Origin of the sequence: Granulicella sibirica (assembly GCF_004115155.1) — a bacterium.
GTDB lineage: Bacteria > Acidobacteriota > Terriglobia > Terriglobales > Acidobacteriaceae > Edaphobacter > Edaphobacter sibiricus.
Genome location: NZ_RDSM01000001.1, coordinates 96,812 through 120,506, shown reverse-complemented (window position 1 = coordinate 120,506; position 23,695 = coordinate 96,812). Strand labels below are relative to the sequence as shown.

The window sequence follows — 23,695 nt, the reverse complement described above, 5'->3', positions numbered from 1 at the left end:
ATGGGGCTGTCTTGCTTCTAGCGGCTGGCGACGGTGGTCTTGTAGGAGACACGCACAGTCTGGATCTGGAACGGTGTGACTGGCACCTGGATGTGATCGCCGTCGATTGCCAGGGGTGACCCTTCGGGCTCTTCCATCAGGTTCGTCACGGTTGCCGCGGTTGCCCCGGGAGGCACCGTGAGGGTCACGTTTCCGGCCTTGCCGGCCCACTCGTAGAAGCGGAAGATGATCGCGTCATCTGTCTCCGCTTTTTTCATCGCGGTCAGGACGACGTTGTTCTCCTTGATCGTGGCAAAGGAGTGCTCGGGTTTCATCTCGCCTGTATGCGCATCGACCTGCATGGCCTTCAGCGCATAGTTGAGATCGTAGCCATGCTGAACGGTTTGCGCGTCCTTCCACGTTCCGGCGTGCGGGTAGAGCGCGTAGATGAAGTGATGGCGCTCGCGATCGGCGTCAGGATCAGGCCATGTCGGCGAGCGAAGCAGGGTAAGACGCAGCATGTTGCCTACAGCGTCGTAGCCGTACTTTGAGGTGTTCAGCAGGCTGAAGCCGTGCGCGCCATCGCCAAGGTCGGCCCAGCGCATCGCAGGAACCTCAAAGCGAGCCTTCTCGAAGCTGTTATCGCGCGTTGTGGGACGCTCAATTGTTCCGTAAGGAATCTCGTACGTGGCCATCTTGCTTGTCGCCGCCAGAGGGAAAGATGCCTTCAGGAGGATGTGGGTCTCGTGCCAGTCGATGTCGTTCGAGACGATAGCGTGGTCGGCTCCTTCGTAGAGGATGATGTCCTGCGAGAAGGTCGACTTCTGCCAGGTGCGGGTGACACGAATGACGGAGCGGAGAGGGCCTTGTTCGACGAGCTTGACGCTATCCACGTCGTGCAGAAGCGTGGGTGCTACATCGAAGGTGCCCGGATCGACGTTCCACGCGTCGTAGTCCTTCGGGGTGTCTTTGAATGCCTGTAGCTCGTTGCCACAGCCACCGCTTGCGATCGTTTCGAAGTTGCTCTTCTTGTCGAAGAGGGAGGTGATGCAGCCGGTCTTCGGATCGACCGTGATGCGGAGCGCGGTGTTCTCGATGGTTGTGCCTGAGGTCTTGAGATCGCTTGAAAACTTATCGGCACCTTCAACCGCATGAAGGACGGTGTAGCCCATGGAGGGGACATTCTCAGGCTTGATGAGGAGCTTGAAGGTGTGAGTCGCGGCATCATGCGACAGGACCTGCGAAGGCACGGCATGATTCCTGTCGTCGAGCACCGAAACGTCCGCAGTCTCGTTCGGCATCTGGACGGAGGCCTCGGTGACGCTGCTGCGATCCCATGCCAATGGGTTCACGACGAGCACAGGCACGCCCTTCTTCACGTGCGTGTCGACACGGGCGGCGAGTGTCTCGAGTGAGCCGGTTGCGATCTCGCCGGTCGACCAGCGGACCTGATCGTAGTCCTTCTGGGCGTCGCGGTAGATCACGCCGATTCCGGAGCCTGCGGCGAGGTCGTGGAACTGGTTGAACAAGACATGCTTCCACGCATCGGTAATCCGGGTTCCGGGGTAGGGCTGGCCATCAAGCCACGCCAGGGAGGCATATTTCTCCGCGTCGAGAACCCACTCTTCGCTATCGCGCATATTGCGCTTGTGATCAGCCTGGGTGGTGAAGACGCCGCGGTGGTACTCGAGGTAGAGTTCATCGTTCCACGTGGGGACGCTGATCTGTCCGTCTGTAGGAACTGGCAGGGTCGAGTCTCCGGCTGCGATCGTCTTATAGTTCCACACGGGCGAGTTAGCCGCGATGAGCTTCTCGGTGCGTGTGAAGTAGGGTTGCGCCGTTGCGAACTCCTGGCGCGGGTTGACCTTATCCTTCTCCATCCACGTGAGGCCCTGGTCGAGCATGGAACGGGTCGGGCCGCCGCCGTGATCGCCGACGCCGTAGAGGTCGAGCATGTCGGTCAGGCCGGGGGCCTGCTCGCGCGCCGTGGCCATGTCACGGGCGAGACGCGTCGGATCGAGGTTCGAGTTGGCGTAGTCGTGCGGGAAGTAGGTGAGGACCTTGCTGCCGTCGGGCGACTCCCACCAGAAGAGCTTAAGTGGGAGCTTGTTGGTGTCGTTCCACCACATCTTCTGGGTTACGAAGTAGTCGACGCCTGAACGCTTGTAGATTTGCGGTAGCTGCCAGTTGTAGCCGAAGGAGTCGGGGTTCCAGCCGATGCGCGTGGTCTTGCCGTAGAGCTTCTTAAAGGTCGACTGGCCGACGAGCAACTGGCGTACGAGCGACTCGCCATCGGGCATGTTGAGGTCGGGTTCGAGCCACATGCCGCCGACAAGCTCCCAGCGATCTTCACCGACGCGCTGCTTGATCTGCTTGTTCAGCTCCGGATACTTATCCGCCATCCACTGGCTGTAGACCGCAGCAGACTGCGTATAGGTGTAGCTCGGATATTCGCTCATCAACTGCGCGGCGGTGCCGAAGGTGCGCTTGACTGCGTCGACCGTCTCGGTCCAGGGCCAGAGCCACGCCGCGTCGATGTGCGAGTTGCCGGTGAGGTTGTAGTTCGCCTTCTGCATCATGGGGCGCAGACCCATGAGCGTCTGCTGCGCGAGCTTGAGGGAGGCATCGAACTTCGCCTGATCGTGCGCCGCGAGCGCTGCAAGGCTTACTTCGGAGAGCGCCTTGGTGATGGTGTCGCGGTCCTGCGTGGAGCCGGGTGCGAGCGACGGGATGAGATACGAGGCATCGACGAGCTCCTTTTGTAGATCCTGTGGGTTCGGACGGCTCGTCGCAAAGGTGATCTTCGTCTCGGCGCGGCGGAAGCGCTTGTCGTCGACGGTCTGGAGGAGCTTTACCGCGACCAGGATCTTATCGCCGGGCTTCGCGTTGTGGAAGAGCTGGATGGGCTCGAGGTCCTCGCCGAGGGCTACGCGGCGTCCGTCGAAGTAGATGATCTCGGGGACGGGGCCGTTGGCGCTTGCGTCAAAGCGGAAGCTCACGTCGACGCCGGAGAGGTCGTAGCCGTTCAGCGTGCGGGGAATCTCGATCGTGCGGCGATACCAGACGGCATCGTGGCCTGTGATCGACGGTGCCTTGGCTTCCTTCCACGCGCTGTCGTCGAGTGTTGGCGATTCGCCATGCGCGATGTCTCCGTCATGGAACTTCCACGGGCCGTCGACGAGGGTTTCGAGCGATCCGAGGGTGTCGATGACCTTTTTCTGGGCGGGGGTGAACGTCATCACGCGGGGATCGTTTTTGATGATCTCCGGTGCCTGGGCACGCGCGCTGGCCATTGCTGCTGGGATCGAGAAACACAGCGCCGACAAAAGGATTCGTGTGATTTGGATGTCGTGCGTGGTACGTGTCGAAGACAAGGTAACGCTCCCATTGCAGATTTGTCCGGATTGCCCCGTGAGGAAATAGTACGCCACGGCGCTAGGGCAAGACACGCGCGTGCGCTCAGGCGATTTCGGAATCGCGGCGAAAGGTCCGGCGTGCGTGATCGATCTCCTCGTGGTGCTCCTCGGCCCAGATCCATACGCCGCAGAAGGCGGTGCCAAGGCTCCTGCCGAGGTTCGTCAGTTCGTACTCCACCTTCGGTGGAATGACCGGATGGATGGTGCGCTTGACGAGGCCGTCGCTCTCCATCTGCCGGACCGTCTTGGTGAGCATCTTCTGGCTGATGCCGCCGACGAGTTCGCCGAGCCGGGTGAAGCGGACAACTCCATGCTCCTCCAGCACTTCTAGGACGAGCATCGTCCACTTGTCGGCGACGCGCTCGATGATCTCGCGCACGAGCGCGTCGAGCTTCGGGTCTGTGGCGGGAGGCGGATCGGGCGTCGCGAGACGAGCGCGCATCGTATGGATCGTGGCGGTGGGCTGGTCGAGGGGATTCTTCAAGTGGTTCACTCTCCTTTGGGTAAGTATGAATCTTTCGGGTGCCTACTTCCCAAAGGGAAGTGCAACTCATAGTATCGCGTCAGGAGAAAAGAACCATGCAAATCACAGGCAATATGATCCTCATCACCGGGGGCGGCTCGGGTATCGGGCGCGGTCTCGCGGAGGCCTTTCACAAGCTTGGGAACCAGGTGATCATCGCCGGACGCCGCAAGCAGGTGCTTGACGAGACGACGGCCGCGAATCCCGGAATGAAGTCCGCGATCCTCAACATTGAAGATGCCAAGAGCATCCGCGAGTTCGCCGCGCAGATGGCGGCCGACTACCCCTCGCTCAACGTTCTGATTAATAACGCCGGCATCATGAAGATGGAGAAGCTTCTCAGTCAGCAGGAGAATCTTGAGGACGCCGAAGCGACGATTACGACGAACCTGCTTGGGCCGATCCGGCTTACGGCTGCACTGCTTCCTCTGTTTCAGAAGCAGCCGCATGCGACGATCATGACCGTGTCATCGGGGCTGGCGTTTCTTCCACTGGCGATGACGCCGACCTACTGTGCGACCAAGGCGGCAATTCACTCGTACACGCTGTCGCTGCGGTATCAGTTGCAGAAGAGCAATATTGAAGTGCTTGAACTGGCGCCGCCGTACGTTGCGACCGGGCTGACGGACCAGTCCGCGAACGATCCCCGCGCGATGCCTCTTGCTGACTTCCTGTCGGAGGTGATGGAGATCATCAAGACGCAGCCTACGCCGAACGAGATCCTTGTAGAGCGCGTGAAGCAGTTACGCTTCGCCGAAAAGAGCGGCCATTTTGATGCAGCCTTCAAGGGCTTGAACGAAGCGATGGCCGGTGACCACTAGGTCGGAAGACTATTGCAGCCGGAGCGCCACTCAGATCGCCGAGTGGCGCTTCCGCTTTAGCGGCCCATCCATCCGCCGTCGACCGTGAGGACTGTCCCGGTCACGTAGTCGGAGGCCCGGGATGAGAGGAAGAGCGCGGCTCCTGCAAGATCCTGCGGTTGTCCCCAGCGACCCGCGGGGATGCGTTCAAGGATCTGGCGATTGCGGGTCTCGTCGGCTTGTAGCGCTTCGGTATTCGTTGTGGCGAAGTAACCCGGAGCGATCGCGTTTACCTGGATGTGCTTTGGAGCCCATTCGTTCGCGAGTGCTTTTGTGAGTTGCGCTACGCCTCCTTTGCTGGCTGCGTAGGCAGGGACGCGAATGCCTCCCTGGAAGCTGAGCAGGGAAGCGATGTTGACGATCTTTCCCGGGGCGCTGCGGCCGATCATGTCTCGGGCAGCGAGTTGCGAGAGCTGGAAGAGGCTGGTGAGATTCACCTGGAGGACCTGCTGCCAGTCCGCCAGGGCGACCTCTTCGGCCGCGGCGCGATGGATCGTGCCGGCGTTATTGATGAGGATGTCGACCTTGCCGAACTGCGCCTTTACCTGCGAGAACAGGTCTTCGGCTCCTTCGGTACTGCCAAGGTCAGCCCGAAAGGCGTGCGCCGTGCCGCCGATCGTCGATGCCGTGTCGGTCGCGGCACGGCGGTTTCCGTGGACGGCAACAGTCGCTCCGGCCTGCGCGAGCGCCCCGGCGATACCCGCGCCAAGCCCGCTGGCGGAGCCCGTGATCAACGCGACTTTACCGTCGAGCCGGAAGAGATCGAGAATGTGCGAGGAAGCGGAAGACGTGTTTTCCATGACAACCTGACTCTACTAAGCGCGGCCTCGCCGGGCAAATCCTGGCCCTCTCGAAGTAAGCTGGAGGAGTTGCTTTTCGGAGGTGTTGTTTGAAGCTCTATCAGATGGCTGACCCGGTTCGTTACAGCCGCATGACGACCGAGGAGAAGCGTGCGACGTTCCTGCTTGAGGGCATGTTCCGTCCCGGAATGATCGAGTTCGCCTACGTCGACCTGGATCGTACAGTCATCGGGTCGGCTGTTCCGACGACTGCTCCGCTGAAACTAGAAACCGAACCGGAGCTGCGGGCGGAGTACTTTCTCGAGCGCCGGGAACTTGGTGTGTTGAACGTCGGTGGAGCTGGGTCGGTCGTCGTCGATGGCACGACGTATGAGCTTGGCAAGCTGAGCTGTGCCTACGTCGGACGCGGAAGCAAGGATGTATCGTTCGCCAGCGCGGACGCTGAGAATCCGGCGGTCTTCTATCTCTTGAGCTATCCCGCGCACAAGGAATACCCGACGGCGATGGTCAAGTTCGAGGACCTCGAAGGGCTGAAGCTTGGGGCGATCGAGACCTGCAACAAGCGCACCATTTACAAGGCGATCTATCGTGACGGACTCAAGAGCTGCCAGCTCGTGATGGGATTCACGCTGCTTGATCCGGGCAGCAACTGGAACACGATGCCTCCGCACACGCACATGCGGCGCAGCGAGGTTTACTTCTACTTCGATATCGATCCGGCACACCGCGTGCTGCACCTGATGGGACCACCGCAGGAGACGAGCCATCTGGTCGTCGCCGACAGGGAGGTGGTTGTCAGTCCTGGCTGGTCGATTCACGCCGGTGTCGGGACGAAGAACTATACGTTCTGCTGGGGTATGGGTGGGGAGAACCAGGCGTACGACGACATGGACGTGGCCTCGATCGCGGAGCTCAAGTAGCGTATGGCTGAGCCGAACGATGCACTGAAGGGGATTCCGATTGGTGTTCCGGAGGGCGAGGCGAGTGCGATCTCGCCACGTCACATGCCGTCCGCGGGGCTGAAGATTCGGGCTGCGCAGGACTGCAGATTCGACCTCGTGTCGCTTGGTGAGGTGATGCTGCGGTTCGATCCGGGAGAGGGACGTATTTCCACCACTCGGAGCTTCAACGTGTGGGAGGGTGGCGGCGAGTATAACGTCGCGCGTGGGCTTCGGCGCTGCTTCGGGTTGCGGTCGTCGATCGTGACTGCGCTGGTGGACAATCCGGTTGGGAGACTGGTCGAGGACCTTATGCTGCAGGGTGGCGTCGATACATCCAACGTTCACTGGGAGCACTTCGATGGAGTTGGGCGCGAGGCTCGGAATGGCGTCTACTTCCTGGAGCGTGGGTTCGGGCTGCGTGGTGGCCTTGGCATGATGGATCGTGGCAACACGGCGATCTCGCAGATGCGTCCTGGACAGGTGGATTGGGATGCGATCTTTGGGCCTAAGTCCGGGGCGCGATGGTTCCATACCGGAGGCGTGATGGCTGCGCTCACGGAGAACTCGACGGAGTTGGTGCGGGCTGCGATGGAGGCGGCACGACGTCATGGGGTTGTCGTCTCGTTCGACTGTAACTATCGGCCTTCGCTGTGGAAGACTCGTGGCGGACGGCATGGTTCGGTTGCGGTGAATCGGAGCCTGATGCCTCATGTCGATGTGCTGTTTGGGCATGAGGGGGATGTTGCGGCGACTGTTGGTGAGTCGTCGCTTGGACCTCCATGGCACACGCTTGAGAGCTATGGACCGATGGCGGAGCGGGTTACGGCTGAGTTTCCGCATATCAAGGTGATCGCCAGCACGGTGCGTCAGGCGAAGACCGCGAACCGGAATAGCTGGGGTGCGTTCTGCTGGGCCGAAGGTCAGGTGTATGAGGGGTTGCGGTTCGATGATCTGGAGATCTTCGATCGGGTTGGTGGTGGCGACTCGTTCGCTTCGGGGCTGATCTATGGGCTGTTGCAGGGGAAGGGAATTCAGTGGGCGATCGATTGCGGCGTCGTTCATGGGGCGCTTGCGATGACGACTGCTGGTGATAGCTCGATGGCTTCGCTGGCTGAGGTGGAACGGTTGATGCGTGGCGGGACGGCGGCTGTACAGCGTTAGACTGAAGGGATGGCAATGGATAAACATGCGGTATTGAAAGAACTGCGGGACATTGGACTCGTTCCGGTGCTGCGCGCGAGTTCGGTGGCGAAGGCGCTGGCTTTGGCTGAGGCGATCTCGGAGGGCGGCGTTACCGTGCTTGAAGTCACGATGACGGTTCCTGGAGCGATGCACGTGATGCGCAAGCTCGCGGAGGATCGGCCGGACATCCTGGTTGGCGCGGGAACGGTGCTCGATCCGGAGACGGCGCGGATGTGCATTCTTGAAGGAGCGAAGTTCGTGGTCAGTCCCGCGGTGAATATCAAGACGATCGAGATGTGCCATCGCTATGGAATCGCGATTCTTCCGGGAGGGCTGACTCCTACTGAGATTGTGACTGCGTGGCAGGCCGGTGCGGATGTTGTGAAGGTTTTTCCGGCGAGCGCGATGGGTGGAGCGAAGTATCTGAAGAACCTGCAGGCCCCCCTGCCGCATATGAAGCTCATTCCGACGGGCGGCGTGACGTTGGCGAATGCGCTCGAGTTCCTCGAGGCCGGGGCGTTTGCACTTGGCGTTGGGGCGGATCTTGTGAATGCGAAGGCGATGGAAGAGGGCAAGCCCGAGGTCGTGACGCAGACGGCGCGGATGTACCTCGACATCGTCAAGGAGTTTCACGCGCGTTCGAAGGACTGATGCATAAGCCGGGAGGCGCGTGGTAGTCTGCAACCCACCATGCGCCTTACCCGCCGCGTCTTCACACGGAATGTCGCCTGCTCGGCCCTCTTTGGTTCACGTTTCCTTTCCGCACAGTCGACTGCGCGTCCGAACGTTGCGGCGATCGAGCATGATCGCATTCTGCGTCTTGGTGATGAGGCGCTGGGGCAGACTACGCCGGCGATTACGAGTCTTGCTGGCCCGCATACTCCCGGGACTTCTCACGATTACTTTTCCAACGATGCGTTTACAGGACATCGGGAAGCGCTGCGTCTGTTGTGCGTGCGGGTTGCGGCGCTTGCGGCGGCTTTTGGCATCTCGAAGGACGATAAGTACGCTTCGGCTGCTGTTGAGCCTCTGCGGGCCTGGTTCATCACTCCTGCTACGCGGATGACTCCAAACCTGAACTTCGCGCGGGTTGTGCCCGATGCGACTCAGGCTCCGACCGGGACGCCTGAGGGGTTGATCGAGGCGGTGTTCCTTGCGGAACTGGCGCAGGCGCTTGTGTTCCTCAACGCGTCGCAGGTGCTGACCGATGCGGATCTTGCGGGGCTGAAGAGCTGGTTCGCGGCGTACCTCACTTGGCTGACGGAGCCGGGGGATTCCGGGCCGCGCATTGCGGCGCTGGCGCGGGATCTGCGGAATCATCATGGGTCGTCGTGGCTTCTGCAGACGGTCGCGATCGCGCGTTTTACCGGGAACGACGCGGTGCTGTCGGATTGCCGGCATCGGTTCAAGACGGTGACGCTGCGGGCGCAGGTGGTGATGCTTGGGAACTTTCCTGCCGAGTTGACTACGCCGAATCCATATCGGAACTCGCTGCTCAACCTCGATCTGCTGACCGGCGCATGTGAGTTGATGGCCACGCCGTTCGAGACGCTTTGGGACTATGAGTTGCAGGATGGGCCGGGAATGCGGGCTGCGATCGCTTACTTTTTCCCGTTCATTCAGAAGCGCTCGGCGTGGCCTTTTCCGGCGGATAAGCTGCACTTCAACGATCTTCCGCTGCGGCGTCCGGCGCTTCTGTTCACGGCTCGGGCGTATACGCGTCCGGAGTATGCGGATCTTTGGCGAACGCTGGCGGCCGATCCTCCGGAGGCTGCGGACCACGAGATCGCGGAGGCGTTTCCGATTCGTCAGCCGTATCTCTGGGTGACGAGGCCTCCTCGGCGTGTGCTTTCGTGATGTGTCCATGGTGTGGGTACCCCCCCTCCCCATTGCCTTGGCGTAACTTGTTTGTTTTGATAGGTTTGCGGCTGGTATCCGTCTGCAAACTCTTCAAAACAAATAGGTTACGGCTAAATATTAGTCAACAAACGACTTACGGCTTCCCGGGATGCGGGAAGCCGTAAGTCGTTCGTGTCTTTTTCTATGCTGATTTAATTGTAGATCATTCACCGGAACTAAAAGGACACCGACTTTAACCTTTGGAATGAGAGAGTTAGGTGGTTTGGGGGCTTGACAAGAATTTTGGCTTCGCGATCAGGCGAGATTTGGGTGCAGGTGTTTTTAGAAGCTCACTTATAATCAGGCCGCAATGACTCCGCCTAAGGTTTTCATCAGTTACAGCCATGACTCGACTGAACACGAGGATGCAGTTCTGACCTTGTCGAACCGGCTTCGCCATGACGGCGTGGACTGCGTCATCGATCAGTACGAAGAATCGCCGGAAAACGGCTGGCCATGGTGGTGTGACAAGCAGGTGCAGCTAGCCGGATTTGTCGTGGTGATCTGCACCCCAACCTACCTAAAACGCTTCATGAAAGAAGAGGAGCCGGGCAAAGGACTTGGAGCCACGTGGGAAGGCCACGTCATTACGCAGGAGCTCTACAACGCTCAGGGGAAAAACACGAAGTTCATTCCGTTGATTCTGAGCCGCGAAGACTCCGCTTCGATTCCGATGACTTTGCAGAGCGCCACACGGTATCAACTCCCACGAGACTATGAACTTTTTTACCGGCGGCTGACCGGGCAGCCCGCCGTGGTTAAGCCCCCTGTTGGCGGTTTGGTCGCGAAGGCTGAGCGCCTGCCGCCCCAGCAGAAGTTGGAGCGTAAGGAGGAGTTCGCGCCTGTCTGGCATGTGCCCCATCGCAGGAGCGATGGGTTCACGGGCAGGGAGACCGCGCTGATTGACCTGCGGGAGGCGCTGGAGCGACGAGGGATTGCGGCGCTATTCGGACTGGGCGGCATGGGGAAGACGCAGACCGCCACCGAATATGCCTGGCGGTATCGAGCGCAGTACAAGGCGGTGTTCTGGATCGATGCCGATTCGACGGAGACGCTGCGGGCCGGGTTCGTCTCGGTTGCCGCGGCGCTTGGGCTGGCTTCGGCGGATGCCAGGGATCAGGAGCTCGCGGTGGCGGAGGTGCAGACCTGGCTGGTGCAAAATCCGGGCTGGCTGCTGATTCTGGATAATGCCGACGAGTTGCTGCCGGTGAAGAGATTTGTGCCTGCGCACGGGAGCGGCCATGTGCTTCTGACGACGCGCGAGCATGCCGTGAGGGCGATGGCTGAGGGCGTTCCGATGCGGCCTATGGCGCAAGAAGAGGGTGCTCTGCTCTTGCTGCGTAGCGCGGGTGTGCTGAGGAAGGAGCAGACGCTTGCGGAGGCGAAGGAGGAGGACCGGCGCGACGCCCTGAAGTTGTCTGAGGAACTCGGCGGTTTGCCGCTGGCGCTCGATCAGGCGGGGGCTTACATCCTGGAGACGCCGTCGACGATCTCCAGATATCTAGGGGTTTATGCCACCAGAGCGGCGAAACTGCTGAACCAGCGTGGAGTACTGGGGGAGCATAAGCCGGTCACGGTCACGTTCTCCCTGGCGTTTCAGAAGGTGGCCGAGAAGAATCCTGCGGCGGGAGACCTGATCCGCTTTTGCGCGTTCCTTGCGCCGGATGCTATTCCTGACGAGATATTTCTCGCAGGTGACGGGTCGCTGCTGGGGGAGCACCTTGCCGCTGCGGCGAAGAGTGAGGGTGATTTCGACGAGGTCATTAAGGACGCATGCAAGTTTAGCCTCGTGAGTCGGGATGCGGAGAAACGGACGCTGAGTGTTCACAGGTTGGTGCAGGCTGTGGTCCGGGATGGGATGCCGAGGGAGGATCAGAGGCTGTGGGCGGAACGCGTGATTCGGGTGATGAACAATGCGTTTCCCAATGTCGAGTTCAAGAACTGGGCACTTTGCCAGAGACTTATCGTTCACAGCCAGTCCTGCGCAAGTCTTGCAGCGGAATGGAGCTTCGATTTCGCTGGGGTAGCAAACTTGCTCAATAAAGCTGCGTACTATCTCGATGACCGCGCCCTCTTCACTGAGGCGGAGCCGCTGTATCAGCACTCTCTAGCCGTTCGGGAGAAAATATCAGGACCAGAGCATCCCGATGTCGCTACAGGACTTAATAACCTAGCGGTGCTTTACAGGAAGAGAGGAAAGTACGCCGAGGCTGAGTCTTTGTACCAACGTTCACTAGCTCTTCGAGAACGGGTCTTCGGACCCAACGACCCGGATGTGGCTGCCAGCCTCAACAACCTTGCTTTGCTCTACAGGAGACAGGGGAGGTACGCCGAGGCCGAGCCTTTATATCAGCGCTGTTGTGCGATCCAAGAGAGGACATTGGGACCGGACCATCCAGACTTGGCTACCGGCTTGAGCAATCTTGCCCTTCTTTACCAAAGCCAAGACAGGGATGCTGAGGCTGAACCCTTATACCAACGTTCGCTCGCGATCCGGGAGAGGGTGTTGGGGCCATACCATCCCGACGTAGCTATCAGTCTCAATAATATTGCCTCCTTCTACGACAGGCGAGGCAAGTACGGTGAGTCTGAACCCCTATATCAGCGCTCGCTCACGATCTTTGAGGGTGCGCAAGGCCCCAATCATCCCGATGTGGCCACCGTCTTGGAGAACCTTGCAAAGTTGTATGAGGCACAGGGGATGCTCAGAGAGGCGACGCCATTTTGGGAGCGTGCTCGAAGCATCCGGGAAATGCACGGCGATTGAGGGTAGTGGCGGTGGTGGTTCGTTGTTGCGTCTCAGATTCGAGATCTGGAGCATCCGGCAAAGGCTAAACGCAGATTCCCTTCGGGTATGACAGCTGTAAGAGCGTCGGCTGTAGCAACAGCCGGCGGTTGGAAGATGGGCCGTTTACACTTGATCTGTGGACACTTCGACCGTTGTCATTCTTGATTTTGGCTCGCAATATACGCAACTGATCGCTCGCCGCATTCGCGAGTTCAACGTGTTTTCTGTCGTGCTGCCGTGCACGGTTCCGCTGGAGCGGGTGAAGGCGCTCAACCCGAAAGGGATCATTCTTTCTGGTGGTCCTAGCTCGGTTTATGACGCGGATGCGCCTCCGGCGGATCCTGGGGTGCTTGCGCTTGGGGTTCCGGTGCTTGGGATCTGCTATGGGCTGCAGTTCATCGTGCATCATCTTGGCGGGCGGGTGGTTCCGGCGGATCGGCGCGAGTATGGGCATGCCGAGGTGGAGATTACGGCGGAGACTCCGCTGTTTCGCGGGTTGCCGCAGACGATCGATGTGTGGATGTCGCATGGGGATGAGGCGCTGGCGCTGCCGGATGGGTTCATACGGACGGCGCATACGGCGAATGCGCTGGCGGGGATCGCGGATGAGGCGAGGCGGATCTGGGCGGTGCAGTTTCATCCGGAGGTGGCGCATACGCGGCAGGGGATGGAGCTGCTCAAGAACTTCTGCATGGACCTGTGCGGGTGCACGGCGGACTGGACGCCGGAACACTTTATCCAGACGACGATCGAGCGGGTGCGGGCGCAGGTGGGGGATGGGCATGCGATCTGCGGGCTGAGCGGGGGCGTGGACTCGTCGGTGGCGGCGGTGCTGGTGGCGCGGGCGATTGGGGACAAGCTGACATGCATCTTCGTGAATAACGGGGTGCTGCGGAAGGACGAGTTTGCGAAGGTTCAGAAGACCATGCGGGAGCAGTTGGGGCTGAATGTCGTTGCCGTGGATGCGGGGGAGAGATTCTTAGAGAAGCTCGCCGGGGTTACGGATCCGGAGCGCAAGCGGAAGGTGATTGGGAACGAGTTTATTGCCGTCTTTGACGACGAGGCGAAGAAGATCTTCGAGGCGGAGAAGCATGTGGGGGGCGAGGTCGCTTGGCTGGTGCAGGGGACGCTGTATCCGGATGTGATCGAGAGCTCGAGCGTGCATGGGCCGTCGCATACGATCAAGAGCCATCACAATGTCGGTGGGCTACCGGAGGATATGAAGCTCAAGCTGATTGAGCCGCTGCGGGATCTCTTCAAGGATGAGGTGCGGCGGATTGGGCGGGACCTGGGGATGCCGGACGAGATTATCGAGAGGCAGCCGTTTCCGGGGCCTGGGTTGGCGGTCAGGATTCTGGGGGAAGTGACCCCGGATAGGGTGGCGATGCTGCAGGAGGCGGATGAGATCGTTGTCGACGAGATCAAGAAGGCGGGACTGTATCGGAAGGTTTGGCAGAGCTTTGCGGTGTTGCTGCCGGTGAAGAGCGTCGGCGTCATGGGGGATCAGAGGACGTACGCGAATACGTGCGCGGTGAGGGCGGTCGAGAGTGAGGACGGGATGACGGCCGACTGGGCTCCGCTTCCGTACGAGGTCCTAAGGACGATTTCAAGCCGGATTGTGAGTGAGGTTCGGGGGATCAACCGGGTGGTGTATGACATTACGTCGAAGCCGCCGGGAACGATTGAGTGGGAGTAGGGGCTACGGCTGGGCGGCTGGCTTGATGGCTGAGCCTCGGCGTGCGGTGGTTTGCACGACGACGCGGGTGTCGTGGGCGAAGGCGACTTCCTTTCCTTTGCGGATGAGGCGTTCGTAGATCGAGATGGCCGAACCGTAGTAGCCGATGCCAGCGGCGAGATAGGGCTTCTGGGCGGCGGTGCCGATGATGAAGCCGATGGTTCCGAGGCTGTTGGAGGCGACGGCGTTCTTGGCGAAAGCGTGGTTTTCGCGGCCGCCGTCCTGATCGAGGGGGCGCGCGGCGAGGGCGATCAGGATGAGGGGGACGACGAGTTTATCTTTGGGCTTGGGTTTGACTTCGCCCTCGGAGTTCATGGCCATGTCTCCTGCACCGTCGGCTCCGGTGAGGGCTGCCTGGACGGCCTGGGGCTGGGCTCCGGGGAAGGTGATCTGGCCGAAGCTGAAGCGTAACTCACCGACGCGGCCGAAGGAACGGGCGGGCTTTGCCTGGGTGATGGCTCCGGTGAGGATCGAGCCCTGGGGGACGGCGATCGTGCCATCTGGGTTCACGATGGGCTCGGCGACGATGGCTTTGATGGGTTGACCGGGCTTCGAGGTGGCGGAGCTGAGGGAGTCGGCGAGATAGGCTTGCAGAATCCAGGTGGCGGCGGGTGCGTCGGGTGCAGCGGCGGTGGGGGGCTTTGAAGACGCGGAGACGGAGCCGGGGAGATCGAGCGGGGCGGCGGTGTCGACCGTCCAGGAGGTATCCTTTTCGATGCGTTCGGGATGGTAGGGGAGCTGGCTGTAGAGGAGCTGCTTGAGACGATCTCCCTTGTCGGGGCCGGTGACGACGGCGATGCGGTCTTTCGCCATCTGCTTGACGGCTTCGAACTGGCGGCTGACGAAGCCTCCTTTTGCGGGTGGTGGCGGGACGAGCCGGTAGATGGGTGCGCCGTCAGTGGCGGTACCGGTCGTCAGGGGGAGATGGGTGCCGTTGGCGAGGATGACCTCGTTGAAGCGGACGACAGGGATGTGAAATGGAGTGAAGTCGGCTCGTAGGCGAGCGTGGATGCGGCGGGTTCGATCGGGTGTTAGGGCGACGACGGTGCCCGCGACGGTTGTGCCTGCCGGTAAGACGAGGTGGTCGTGGTCGTAGACGGGGTAGATGAGCTCGGCGCGGACGGGTTCGCCGGCCTTCATCGCGAGGTGTTGCTTGATGGTGACGGGGAGAGGCGTTCCTGAGGGGATAGTGATGGCGTCTGACTGGGCGTGAGCGATGGAGTACGGCAGGAGGGCGGTGGAGAGCAGGAAGGAGCCGAGTTTCATCTGCTCTCAAGCTAGTCGCGACACCTTAACCGTCTCTGAAGGAACTGTCTCTGGAGGCAAAGAAGAACGCCGTGGTTTGGGCCACGGCGTTCTCGTTTGCTGAAAGGCTTTTTCTTTACCCGAGTTCTTGCATGCTGGTTGCGCCGTACTTGAGGTACCAGGGGCTGGCGGCCTTGAGGCCTTTGTTGACGTTCTCGATGTTCTCGACGCCGGTGGTATCAAGCCATGCCTTGAAGGCGTCGGCGCCCTGTTTGGCGTAGATGGCGATGCCGTCTTTCCAGGTGGCGCGACCGCAGAGAACTCCGTTGAACTTCGTACCAGACTCGCCGGCGAGTTCGAGGGTCTCGATGAAGACGGGGTTCGATACGCCGGCAGAGAGGTAGATGAAGGGCTTGTGGGTCATCGACTCGGCGTCGCGGAAGTGCTGCAGAGCCTCGGCGCGGGTGTAGGCCTTTTCGCCCTTGAAGGCGCGGGTGCCTTCGACGTAGGTCATCTCGATGGGGACTTCGACCTTGAGGACGTCGACGTGGTAGTGCTCCTTGCCGAACTCGGCCATGGCGCCGGAGACGATGTCGGGCTTCTTCTTGGCGTATTCGAGAGACTTTTCATCGCCGCCGTGAGCGTCGTATCCGACGAACTCGAGGAAGAAGGGGATGTCGTGATACATGCACTCGGCACCGATGCGCTCGATCCAGGCATGCTTGAGGTCGTTGACCGAGGTCTTCTCGTAGGGGGTGTAGTAGAGGAGGATCTTGATGCAGTCGGCGCCGGCGGCCTTGAGGCGGGCGACGCTCCAGACGTCGAGCAGGTCGGGCAGACGGCCAGGGGTGGCGGCGTCGTATCCGGTCTTCTCGTAGGCGAGCAGAAGGCCCTTGCCGTTGCGGTGCTTGGTGGCGTCGAGGCCGAACTCGGGATCGAGGAGGATGGCGGAGGCGTGCCTGGTGAGCGTCTCGGTGACGAGGACCTTGAACACTTCAAGGTCGTGCGCGTCGGCGGAGGTGCCGCGCTCCTTGGCGATGGTCTTCTGAAGGGAGCCGCGCTGGTCCATGGCGGCAGCCGCGATGACTCCATTTGCATCGGAGACGGCTTTGAGACCAGCGAGCTTTCCGGGTGTCAATTTCATGCTCTTGCTCCTTACGAGATCCACTTGAGGTTCGGCCGGGATGCGACCGGATGCGGGGAAACCGGAGAATCGGTTCCCGAACAAAGACCATCCTAGCCGAGGCGGGTGAATTATGGGAAAAGATATGGGGGCGTTGGGCGATCTCCGACCGGAAACGCAAACCGGCTTTTAGTCTTTCTCTTTTTTCTTGTTACGGGCCTTGATCTTGAACCAGATGGGCGAGCCGATGAAGCCGAAGTGGTCGCGGATCTGGTTGGCGAGGAAACGTTCGAAGCTGAAGTGCATCTTCACGTCCTTGTCGGTGAAGAGGATGAACGTCGGCGGAGCGACGGCGGCCTGGGTCATGTAGTAGATGCGGACGCGGCGGTTCATCGGGACGGAGGCTTTCTGGAAGTCAACCTTCTCGAGGAACTTGTTCATCTGGCCGGTGGTGACGCGCTTGCGACGCTCGCGGGAGACGAGTTCGACCTTCTTGAAGACCTGGTCGACGCCTTTTCCGTCGAGGGCGGAGATGAAGAGCAAAGGGGCGTAGTCGAGGTACTTGAGGGCGTCGCGGACGTCCTGCTCGTAGATCTTCGGGTCGACGGGCGGCTTACCATCCCAGAGGCGCATGCCGTCCTTGCCGACCTTGGTCATGAGGTCCCACTTGTTGACGACGATGATGACGGAGCGGCCGCTCTCGTGGGCGTAGCCGCCGATGTTGGCGTCGAGCGCGGCAACGCCTTCAGTCGCATCGATGATCAGAAGCGAGACGTCGGCGGCTTCGAGGTGCTTGCGGGCCATGATGACCGAGAGCTTCTCGGCCATGAGCTTGGTCTTGCCCTTGCGGCGGATGCCGGCGGTATCGACGAAGCGGAAGGAGTGGCCGCCGCGCTCAACGACCTCGTCGACGGCATCGCGGGTGGTTCCGGCGATGGGCGAGACGATGGCGCGGTCGGTGCCGGTGAGGGCGTTAAGCAGGGTGCTCTTGCCGACGTTGGGGCGGCCGATGATGGCGACCTTCGTCTCCTTGAGTTCGTGCTCGCCGTGCGAACGGAGGAGGCGTGGGCGCTTGACCTCGACGGGGGCTTCGGGCTCGACGTATGCCTCGCGGGCGGCCTGCTGCTCGGCTTCGATGCGGTCGCGGACCTGGTCTTCGGTGAGGGGCGGCGGTGCGATCCAAGCCCCGTCGGAGTCCTCTTCCTCTTCGTCTTCCTCGGTCATCATGACTTCGGTTGGGGTCTCTTCGAAGTCGGGGTCGGCTTCTTCTTCGTGGGTCTTCGGTTCAGGGAGGGATTCGAAGACCTCATCCATGAGGTCGCCGATGCCGCCGTTGTGTTCGGCGGAGATGGGAAAGACGTTGCGGAAGCCGAGGCGGCGGAAGTTCTCGGCCTGGGGCAACAGGGCGTCGGTGTCCATCTTGTTGACGGCGAGGAAGACGGGCTTGCCGCCGCGGAGGAGGAGGCGGGCGAGTTCTAGGTCGGGTGAGGCGAGCTCGGTGCGGCCGTCGACGACCATGATGATGGAGTCGGCCTCTTCGAGTGCGACCTGGGCCTGGCGGAAGATCTCGGAGGGAATGAGGGCTTCGTCGTCGGGGATGACGCCGCCGGTGTCGACGATGCGGGCATCACGCCCGAACCACTCGACCTCGCCGTAGATGCGGTCGCGGGTGATGCCTGGCTCGTCGCCGACGATGGAGCGGCGGGAGCCGGTGAGGCGGTTGAAGAGGGTGGATTTGCCGACGTTCGGGCGTCCGCAGACGGCGATGAGTGGGAGGTCGCGGGCTTCGGGACGCTCGGTTTCAACCGAGAGCTGGGCGGCGAGGAACTCGACGTCGCGCCAGTCGTCGCGGTCGCCCATGTTCATCGAGCTTGGGGTCTGACGGCCTACGATTCCGTCGGCGGGGCGGGTGCTTGCCTTCTTGGCGGCTGTCTTCTTGGCGGTGGTCTTTCTGCCGGGGCCTGCGGGAGGTGCGATCGTCTTGCGCGCTTCGTTATCAGGGCTGCGCTTGGGCGTGCGGGCGAGTTTGTTCGCCTCGGCCTTCTTGGTGGAGAGTACCTTGCGCTTGCGTGGGTCGACCGCTCCGGTCGTGGGTGTGCTCTTGGGCGCGCGGCCCTTCTTCGGTCGCGTGGTTGCTGACCGGTGCTTCTTGCCTAAACGCTTGCTTCCGTCCTTGTTCGCCATCGTTCGTTGCCTTCTCTCGACGCCAGGCGTCCACCCTCTATTATAGGGAGTTATCGCGGCTTTCTTTGCCGGAATGCTCTGTGTTTGGGCTGGATAGACGCCGTTCTACACTCAGGGTGGAGAGCATGTGAACCTGAGACGGAAGATTCTTCTGATTGGCCTCGTCGTTGGCCTGGCCTTTGGGGCGATGGCGTTCTGGATCCGGGCGTTGAGCGTGCCGGCTGCGAACCCGGCTGTGAATGTGCTGCGGCGGTTTTGCTTTACCGCGGCTCTGCCTGGGGTGCTGCTGAGCGATGCCGCCGTTGGCAGTGGCGAGACCGCGCCGGTGTGGGCGTACTGCGTCGGGAACTTCTTCTTCTACTTCTTCCTGTGCTGGTGCACGGGGCGGCTGGTTTTGCGATTCCTGCTTCCGGAGCAGGACGTCGTGGGGGCGAAGAGACGGCGGTAGGTTGCCCGTATCATGGAGCGAACGCTCCGTGTCGACCGCAACCCCCATTCCGCCACTCGAAGACGCCCCTACCTCCGAGAAGAGCAACGACAAGCTCCCTACGCTGCACGCCTTTTTTGCGCCGGGCGGGATGCTGGCGAAGTCGAGTCTCGCGTTCGAGCATCGGCCGGGGCAGTTCGAGATGGCGAAGGCGATTGAGGCGGCGATCAACGATAAGCGGCACCTGATCGTCGAGGCGGGCACTGGGACCGGAAAGACGCTTGCTTACCTTCTGCCGGCGCTTAGGATGGCCCGGGAGCGGCATCAGCGGGTGATCATTTCGACGGGAACGAAGAACCTGCAGGAGCAGCTCTACTTCAAGGATGTGCCATTTCTCGAGTCGCTGCTTGGACCGCTGAAGGTTTGCTACATGAAGGGGCGGCAGAACTACCTGTGCAAGCACAAACTTTATGCGCTGCGGGATGCTCCGCTGTTGAGCGGGCTCGAGGAGATCGAGCAGTTCCACGCGATTGCGGCGTGGGAGAAGACGACCGAGACGGGCGACCGGGCGGAGATTGACGCGCTGCCGGAGTCGTCGGCGCTTTGGCCGAAGCTCGATGCGCGGACGGAGGCATGTCTCGGGCAGACGTGCCCGAACTGGGAGCAGTGCTTCGTCACGACGATGCGGCGGAAGGCGCTTGAGTCGGACATTGTGATCGTCAACCACCACCTCTTCTTTGCGGATCTTGCGATCAAGCAGCAGGCGGCGGGAGCTCCCGATGCGGGGATTCTGCCGGAGGCGGCGGTCGTCATCTTCGACGAGGCGCATGAGCTGGAGGAGATTGCCTCGAATTACTTCGGGATTGGGCTTTCCACGCAGCGGTTCGACGAGTTGGCGCGGGATACGGAGATTCTGCTCCGAGCCAAGGGAGCTACGTCGAGCTCGCTGGAGAGCGCATGCGCCACGCTGCGGGAGCGCTCGCGGATGTTCTTTTCGGCTCTCCCGCTGGATGCTCCGGGGCCGGGGCGGGCACCGTTCGAGAACCGGGATATGTTTCTGGAGGAGTCGGGCGATACGTATATCTCGGCGCTGAATGCGTTGACGCGGCTTGAAGGGGAACTCGAGCGGATCAAGAATGTCGAGGAGACCAAGGGGCTGGCGCGGCGGACGGCGGATATCAAGAATCACTTGAAGTTTCTGCTGGAATCAGATGATCCGAATACGGTGTTCTGGATTGAGCGCAGGGCTACAGGTGGGGTGCGGAACCTGGCGCGTGCGATGCCTGGGTACAACACGCACCTGCAGGCTACGCCCATCGATGTGTCGGAACTGCTGACGACTTCGTTGTTCGATATCTACTCGAGCGTGATCCTTACCTCGGCTACGCTGACCGTCTCGGGAGGGTTTTCGCATATCTCGAAGCGGCTTGGGCTGAACTTTGCGCGGGAGCTGGTGGTGCCGTCGCACTTTGACTATGGACGGCAGGCTCTGCTGTATCTGCCGCCGAATATGCCAGACCCGAGGGATCCTGATTTCTTTGCGAATGCCGTCGAGCGGACGCGGCGTGTGCTTGAGATCACCGAAGGCCGGGCCTTCTGCCTGTTTACGAGTTATCACCAGATGCGGCTGATGCATGACCGGCTTCTGTCGGAGCTGCCTTATCCGCTTCTTCTGCATGGGACGGCTCCGCGGCATGTGCTTCTGCAGCAGTTTCGGGATACGCCGAACGCGATCCTGTTCGGGACGTCGAGCTTCTGGCAGGGGGTGGATGTGCAGGGGGAGCAGCTTTCGTGCGTGATTATCGACCGGCTGCCGTTTGCTGTTCCGACGGATCCGGTGGTGCGGGCACGCATGGAGGCGATCGAGGCGAGCGGGGGGAAACCGTTCTTCGACTACCAGGTGCCGAACGCGGTGATCACGCTGAAACAGGGGTTTGGGAGGCTGATCCGGTCGCTTGGAGATCGGGGGGTACTGATGCTGCTCGATCCGAGGATTCAGCGGCAGAGATATGGGCGGGTGTTTCTGGAGTCGCTGCCGCCGTATCGGCTGACGCAGAGCATTGAGGATGTTGAGCAGTTTTTTGCCGCGAAAGGGTGACCTACCGCGGCGCTGTCTTGATTCATACAGGACGTCATGCCGCTTCCGAGCAATCCGCTGAGCGCTCCGACGACCGCGATCAGGACAGCCGGGGACGTTTTGCCACCGGCGGACGGCTCAGCGGCGACCGTTTCCTGCTTGCGGCTCTCGTCTTCCACGGGTATAAACCTGCTCCCATGCTGCATGCACCGGCAGCTTAGTCATCCGCAATGAAGAGGATGCGATGGCTATAGCAGCTTTGGGAATTGGGTGGATCGAAAGATTTAGTTGAAGCTAACGGTTCACGCCGAGCGTTGTGAACTCGACGCCAGCCTCGCGGTTGATGCGCTCGGTCTCGGGAATGTCGAGTTGCGCGAGGGGAATCTCGCGCCGCCGGCCGTCCATGACAACAAGGGTTGTGCGGGTCAGGGCGTAGTTGTGGATCTGCTGCGTGGGCCGGCCGTCACGGAAGACGAGCGTGACCGGCTCCTCGTCGCGAAGGGGCTGCTGGGGAAGCGTGGCGACTGGTGGAAGAAGAGGCTGATAGGGAACGGCGTATGGACCGGGTGGCGGCATCTGGCCCTGATCAGGTTGACCGGGGGCGTAGCCGTCTTGATAGGCCGGATACGCAGGGTAAGCAGCGCCAGCGTTTGGATCGCCGTATGCGTTTGGGTCGACGTACGCATTCGCATTTGGATCGGGCGACCCGTTCGAATCGTATCCGTTGTCGCCGTAGCCGAGCGCGCCTGGGTCGGCCCAGCTTCCCCAGATTGGAATGACATAGGGGATCCCAATGCCATAGCCTCCGCCGTTCGGTCTGCGGAAGCGGTTTCCGTTCGAATAGCCGCGACGAAGGGCGGAGCCACTGTAACCGGGCCGGTTAGCGGAAGCGATTCTGCTTCCGGAATAGCCTGGAGAAGGCGAGAAGCTCCTGGCGCCTGAAATCCCCGATGTGCCGCGCATTGCCCCCGACGAATGGCCCGCGAACCCGCTCCCATGGCCACCACCGCCTCTTTGTGCGCAGACGGGCAACGTGATTCCGGCGAACACCAGCGCAGCCACGGCCAGGTGCTTCATGGAGTCATTTTATACCTGCGGCGGGCTCGGCCTCTCTGGCGATCGAGATCCGCCATCATTCTTCGGTAACGAGTCTAGAAGCCGAAGATCTCTTCCCGCAGCGCACCTTCGTACTCTTCCTTAGCGGCCTTTGCATTGCTCCTGGCCTGCTCTTCGGTGTTGTCAGCAGCTTCCCACTCGTCGATTTGAGCTTCGTCGTGACATACGGAGGCCAGGGACTCTTCCTGCCGGATCGCAGTTACCCATTCGTCGACCGCCGCCTTGTACTTGCTTTGCATCTCATCGAGCCTTGCCTGATCCGCCATCGTGCCACCTCTTGGGCGACCTTAGCGATGGCGTGTGAACAGATGATTTATTGTCCGATGCTGGTGCGCCGCAAGTCCTTTCTTGCCGGAGAGCGTTTGCGAGAACAGTCAGCCTAGAATAGAAGGAGACCGATGGGCCGCAACCTTTATATCCTCGCTGCAACTCTCACGCTTTTCTCTCTGGTCTCCTGCGGGCTTGCCTACGCCAACTTCGCCCAGCAGCCTGGTTCTCCTGGGGACGCAAGCCTGTGGCGCACGACGGGGCTTGGGCTGTTCGTGCTCGCGCTGCTGATTGCCCTGGCCGGCATCCTTTCGAGCCTCTTTGAACAGGCAGAACGCCGGGCGGAACAGGCTCGGCGTGAGAAGCGTCAGCGTTAGGGCGATACACTAGGATGTACCGCTGAAACGCAGAGAAGGGAATCACCCGATGTTCGAAGTCACCGTAGAAGCCGGTTTTTCATCCGGCCACTACCTCCGCAACTACCGCGGAAAATGCGAAAACCCCCACGGCCACAACTACAAGGTCTATGTCACGCTCGTGGGTAAGGAACTGGATGAGGCCGGGATGCTTCTCGACTTCAAGCTTTTGAAGCAGGTCATGCGGCCGACGGTCGACTATCTCGACCACCAGATGATCAACGATCTCGAGCCTTTTGTGTCGGAGATCAATCCGAGCGCAGAAAATCTTGCGAAGTATTTTTTCGAGAAGACCAGCACGCAACTGCACGAGATGACCGCAGGGCGTGTCCGGGTGAAGGACTGCACGGTGTACGAGACGGATACGAGCTTCGCGCGGTATTACGAGTAGCCGGATTTATACTCGGAATACGGAGGAGGTTTATGCAGATTGAATTGAACGAAAGCGCCGCTCAAATTCTCAAGCAGCAAGCCTCCGCACACGGACGTTCCGTTGACGACTACGCTGCGGCTGTTCTCACGCGATTCGCAAGCGCCTCCCAGGCCGTATCAGAGCCACAAGCATTCGAGATCGCCAGCCAGGAGGATGCCCTCCTGTGGATGCTCCGCAGGAACCCGAATGTTCAGGCCAATCGTCCTGAAGACAGCGATCGGCAGCAACTCAAGAACGAGGGTCGTCGCTTCTGATCGTGCTCGACAGCTCGATGTCGCTCTTAC

At 60.9% G+C, this 23,695-nt stretch carries 21 protein-coding genes; 13 read left to right on the top strand and 8 right to left on the bottom strand.

Annotated elements, in window-relative coordinates; translation table 11 throughout:
- Positions 1-17 precede the first annotated feature (17 nt).
- Together GRAN_RS00480 and GRAN_RS00475 are read right to left on the bottom strand one after the other, a co-directional pair.
- A complete protein-coding gene (locus tag GRAN_RS00480) occupies positions 18-3,272 on the bottom strand; it encodes an alpha-mannosidase (RefSeq protein WP_128911079.1) in 3,255 nt (1,084 codons plus the stop codon).
- A gap of 166 nt (positions 3,273-3,438) precedes the next feature.
- Positions 3,439-3,879: a winged helix-turn-helix transcriptional regulator gene (locus tag GRAN_RS00475; protein WP_241654247.1), complete on the bottom strand. Its 441-nt coding sequence runs from the start codon at positions 3,877-3,879 to the stop codon at positions 3,439-3,441.
- Between the two features lie 95 nt (positions 3,880-3,974).
- Here GRAN_RS00475 and GRAN_RS00470 point away from each other — a divergent pair, with 95 nt between their 5' ends.
- Positions 3,975-4,739, top strand: a complete 765-nt coding sequence (locus GRAN_RS00470) for an SDR family oxidoreductase (protein ID WP_128911078.1) — start codon at positions 3,975-3,977, stop codon at positions 4,737-4,739.
- Between the two features lie 56 nt (positions 4,740-4,795).
- Here the strand turns inward: GRAN_RS00470 and GRAN_RS00465 are convergent, their stop codons facing one another.
- Positions 4,796-5,578: a glucose 1-dehydrogenase gene (locus GRAN_RS00465; protein ID WP_128911077.1), complete on the bottom strand. Its 783-nt coding sequence runs from the start codon at positions 5,576-5,578 to the stop codon at positions 4,796-4,798.
- Positions 5,579-5,667: 89 nt separating this feature from the next.
- Between GRAN_RS00465 and kduI the strand changes: the two genes are divergently transcribed.
- The 6 genes from kduI to guaA all read left to right on the top strand — a co-directional run bounded on the left by kduI (position 5,668) and on the right by guaA (position 14,084).
- Positions 5,668-6,498 carry a 5-dehydro-4-deoxy-D-glucuronate isomerase gene (kduI, locus tag GRAN_RS00460; RefSeq protein WP_128911076.1) on the top strand — a complete coding sequence of 277 codons (831 nt, stop codon included), beginning with the start codon at positions 5,668-5,670 and terminating at the stop codon, positions 6,496-6,498.
- A 3-nt stretch (positions 6,499-6,501) separates the two neighbouring features.
- Entirely contained in the window at positions 6,502-7,680 is a 1,179-nt protein-coding gene (locus GRAN_RS00455) for a sugar kinase (protein WP_338323410.1), read from the top strand.
- A 9-nt stretch (positions 7,681-7,689) separates the two neighbouring features.
- Positions 7,690-8,352 carry a bifunctional 4-hydroxy-2-oxoglutarate aldolase/2-dehydro-3-deoxy-phosphogluconate aldolase gene (locus GRAN_RS00450; protein WP_421800750.1) on the top strand — a complete coding sequence of 221 codons (663 nt, stop codon included), beginning with the start codon at positions 7,690-7,692 and terminating at the stop codon, positions 8,350-8,352.
- Positions 8,353-8,391: 39 nt separating this feature from the next.
- On the top strand, positions 8,392-9,558 hold the full coding sequence (locus GRAN_RS00445) for an alginate lyase family protein (RefSeq protein WP_128911075.1): 1,167 nt from the start codon (positions 8,392-8,394) through the stop codon (positions 9,556-9,558).
- Between the two features lie 352 nt (positions 9,559-9,910).
- Complete coding sequence (locus GRAN_RS00440; RefSeq protein ID WP_128911074.1) at positions 9,911-12,367, top strand: tetratricopeptide repeat protein; 2,457 nt, start codon at positions 9,911-9,913, stop codon at positions 12,365-12,367.
- Positions 12,368-12,524: 157 nt separating this feature from the next.
- Entirely contained in the window at positions 12,525-14,084 is a 1,560-nt protein-coding gene (gene guaA, locus GRAN_RS00435) for a glutamine-hydrolyzing GMP synthase (protein WP_128911073.1), read from the top strand.
- Between the two features lie 3 nt (positions 14,085-14,087).
- Here guaA and GRAN_RS00430 read toward each other — a convergent pair whose 3' ends face one another.
- The 3 genes from GRAN_RS00430 to der all read right to left on the bottom strand — a co-directional run bounded on the left by GRAN_RS00430 (position 14,088) and on the right by der (position 18,675).
- Positions 14,088-15,389, bottom strand: a complete 1,302-nt coding sequence (locus tag GRAN_RS00430; protein WP_128911072.1) for a hypothetical protein — start codon at positions 15,387-15,389, stop codon at positions 14,088-14,090.
- A gap of 115 nt (positions 15,390-15,504) precedes the next feature.
- The gene (locus tag GRAN_RS00425; protein WP_128911071.1) at positions 15,505-16,512 is read right to left on the bottom strand and encodes a tagatose 1,6-diphosphate aldolase; all 1,008 of its coding nucleotides are present in this window, start codon (positions 16,510-16,512) and stop codon (positions 15,505-15,507) included.
- Between the two features lie 168 nt (positions 16,513-16,680).
- Positions 16,681-18,675 carry a ribosome biogenesis GTPase Der gene (der, locus tag GRAN_RS00420; RefSeq protein ID WP_128911070.1) on the bottom strand — a complete coding sequence of 665 codons (1,995 nt, stop codon included), beginning with the start codon at positions 18,673-18,675 and terminating at the stop codon, positions 16,681-16,683.
- Between the two features lie 127 nt (positions 18,676-18,802).
- On the opposite strand from der, the gene GRAN_RS00415 reads away from it, so the two are divergent.
- From GRAN_RS00415 to GRAN_RS00405, 3 genes are read left to right on the top strand one after another with little or no spacing between them, the layout of a single operon-like run.
- A complete protein-coding gene (locus GRAN_RS00415; RefSeq protein WP_128911069.1) occupies positions 18,803-19,123 on the top strand; it encodes a hypothetical protein in 321 nt (106 codons plus the stop codon).
- A gap of 28 nt (positions 19,124-19,151) precedes the next feature.
- On the top strand, positions 19,152-21,200 hold the full coding sequence (locus tag GRAN_RS00410; protein WP_128911068.1) for a DNA repair helicase YoaA: 2,049 nt from the start codon (positions 19,152-19,154) through the stop codon (positions 21,198-21,200).
- 17 nt (positions 21,201-21,217) lie between these two features.
- Positions 21,218-21,400: a hypothetical protein gene (locus GRAN_RS00405; protein WP_128911067.1), complete on the top strand. Its 183-nt coding sequence runs from the start codon at positions 21,218-21,220 to the stop codon at positions 21,398-21,400.
- 73 nt (positions 21,401-21,473) lie between these two features.
- On the opposite strand, the gene GRAN_RS00400 is transcribed toward GRAN_RS00405, so the two are convergent.
- Positions 21,474-22,256, bottom strand: coding sequence for a hypothetical protein (locus tag GRAN_RS00400; RefSeq protein ID WP_128911066.1), 783 nt, complete (start codon positions 22,254-22,256; stop codon positions 21,474-21,476).
- 74 nt (positions 22,257-22,330) lie between these two features.
- On the bottom strand, positions 22,331-22,561 hold the full coding sequence (locus GRAN_RS00395; protein WP_128911065.1) for a hypothetical protein: 231 nt from the start codon (positions 22,559-22,561) through the stop codon (positions 22,331-22,333).
- 132 nt (positions 22,562-22,693) lie between these two features.
- On the opposite strand from GRAN_RS00395, the gene GRAN_RS00390 reads away from it, so the two are divergent.
- From GRAN_RS00390 to GRAN_RS00380, 3 genes are read left to right on the top strand one after another with little or no spacing between them, the layout of a single operon-like run.
- Positions 22,694-22,939 carry a hypothetical protein gene (locus GRAN_RS00390; protein ID WP_128911064.1) on the top strand — a complete coding sequence of 82 codons (246 nt, stop codon included), beginning with the start codon at positions 22,694-22,696 and terminating at the stop codon, positions 22,937-22,939.
- Between the two features lie 49 nt (positions 22,940-22,988).
- A complete protein-coding gene (gene queD / locus GRAN_RS00385) occupies positions 22,989-23,369 on the top strand; it encodes a 6-carboxytetrahydropterin synthase QueD (RefSeq protein ID WP_128911063.1) in 381 nt (126 codons plus the stop codon).
- Between the two features lie 32 nt (positions 23,370-23,401).
- Positions 23,402-23,665 (top strand): hypothetical protein, encoded by a 264-nt coding sequence (locus tag GRAN_RS00380; protein WP_128911062.1) that lies wholly within the window; start codon positions 23,402-23,404, stop codon positions 23,663-23,665.
- Positions 23,666-23,695 lie beyond the last annotated feature (30 nt).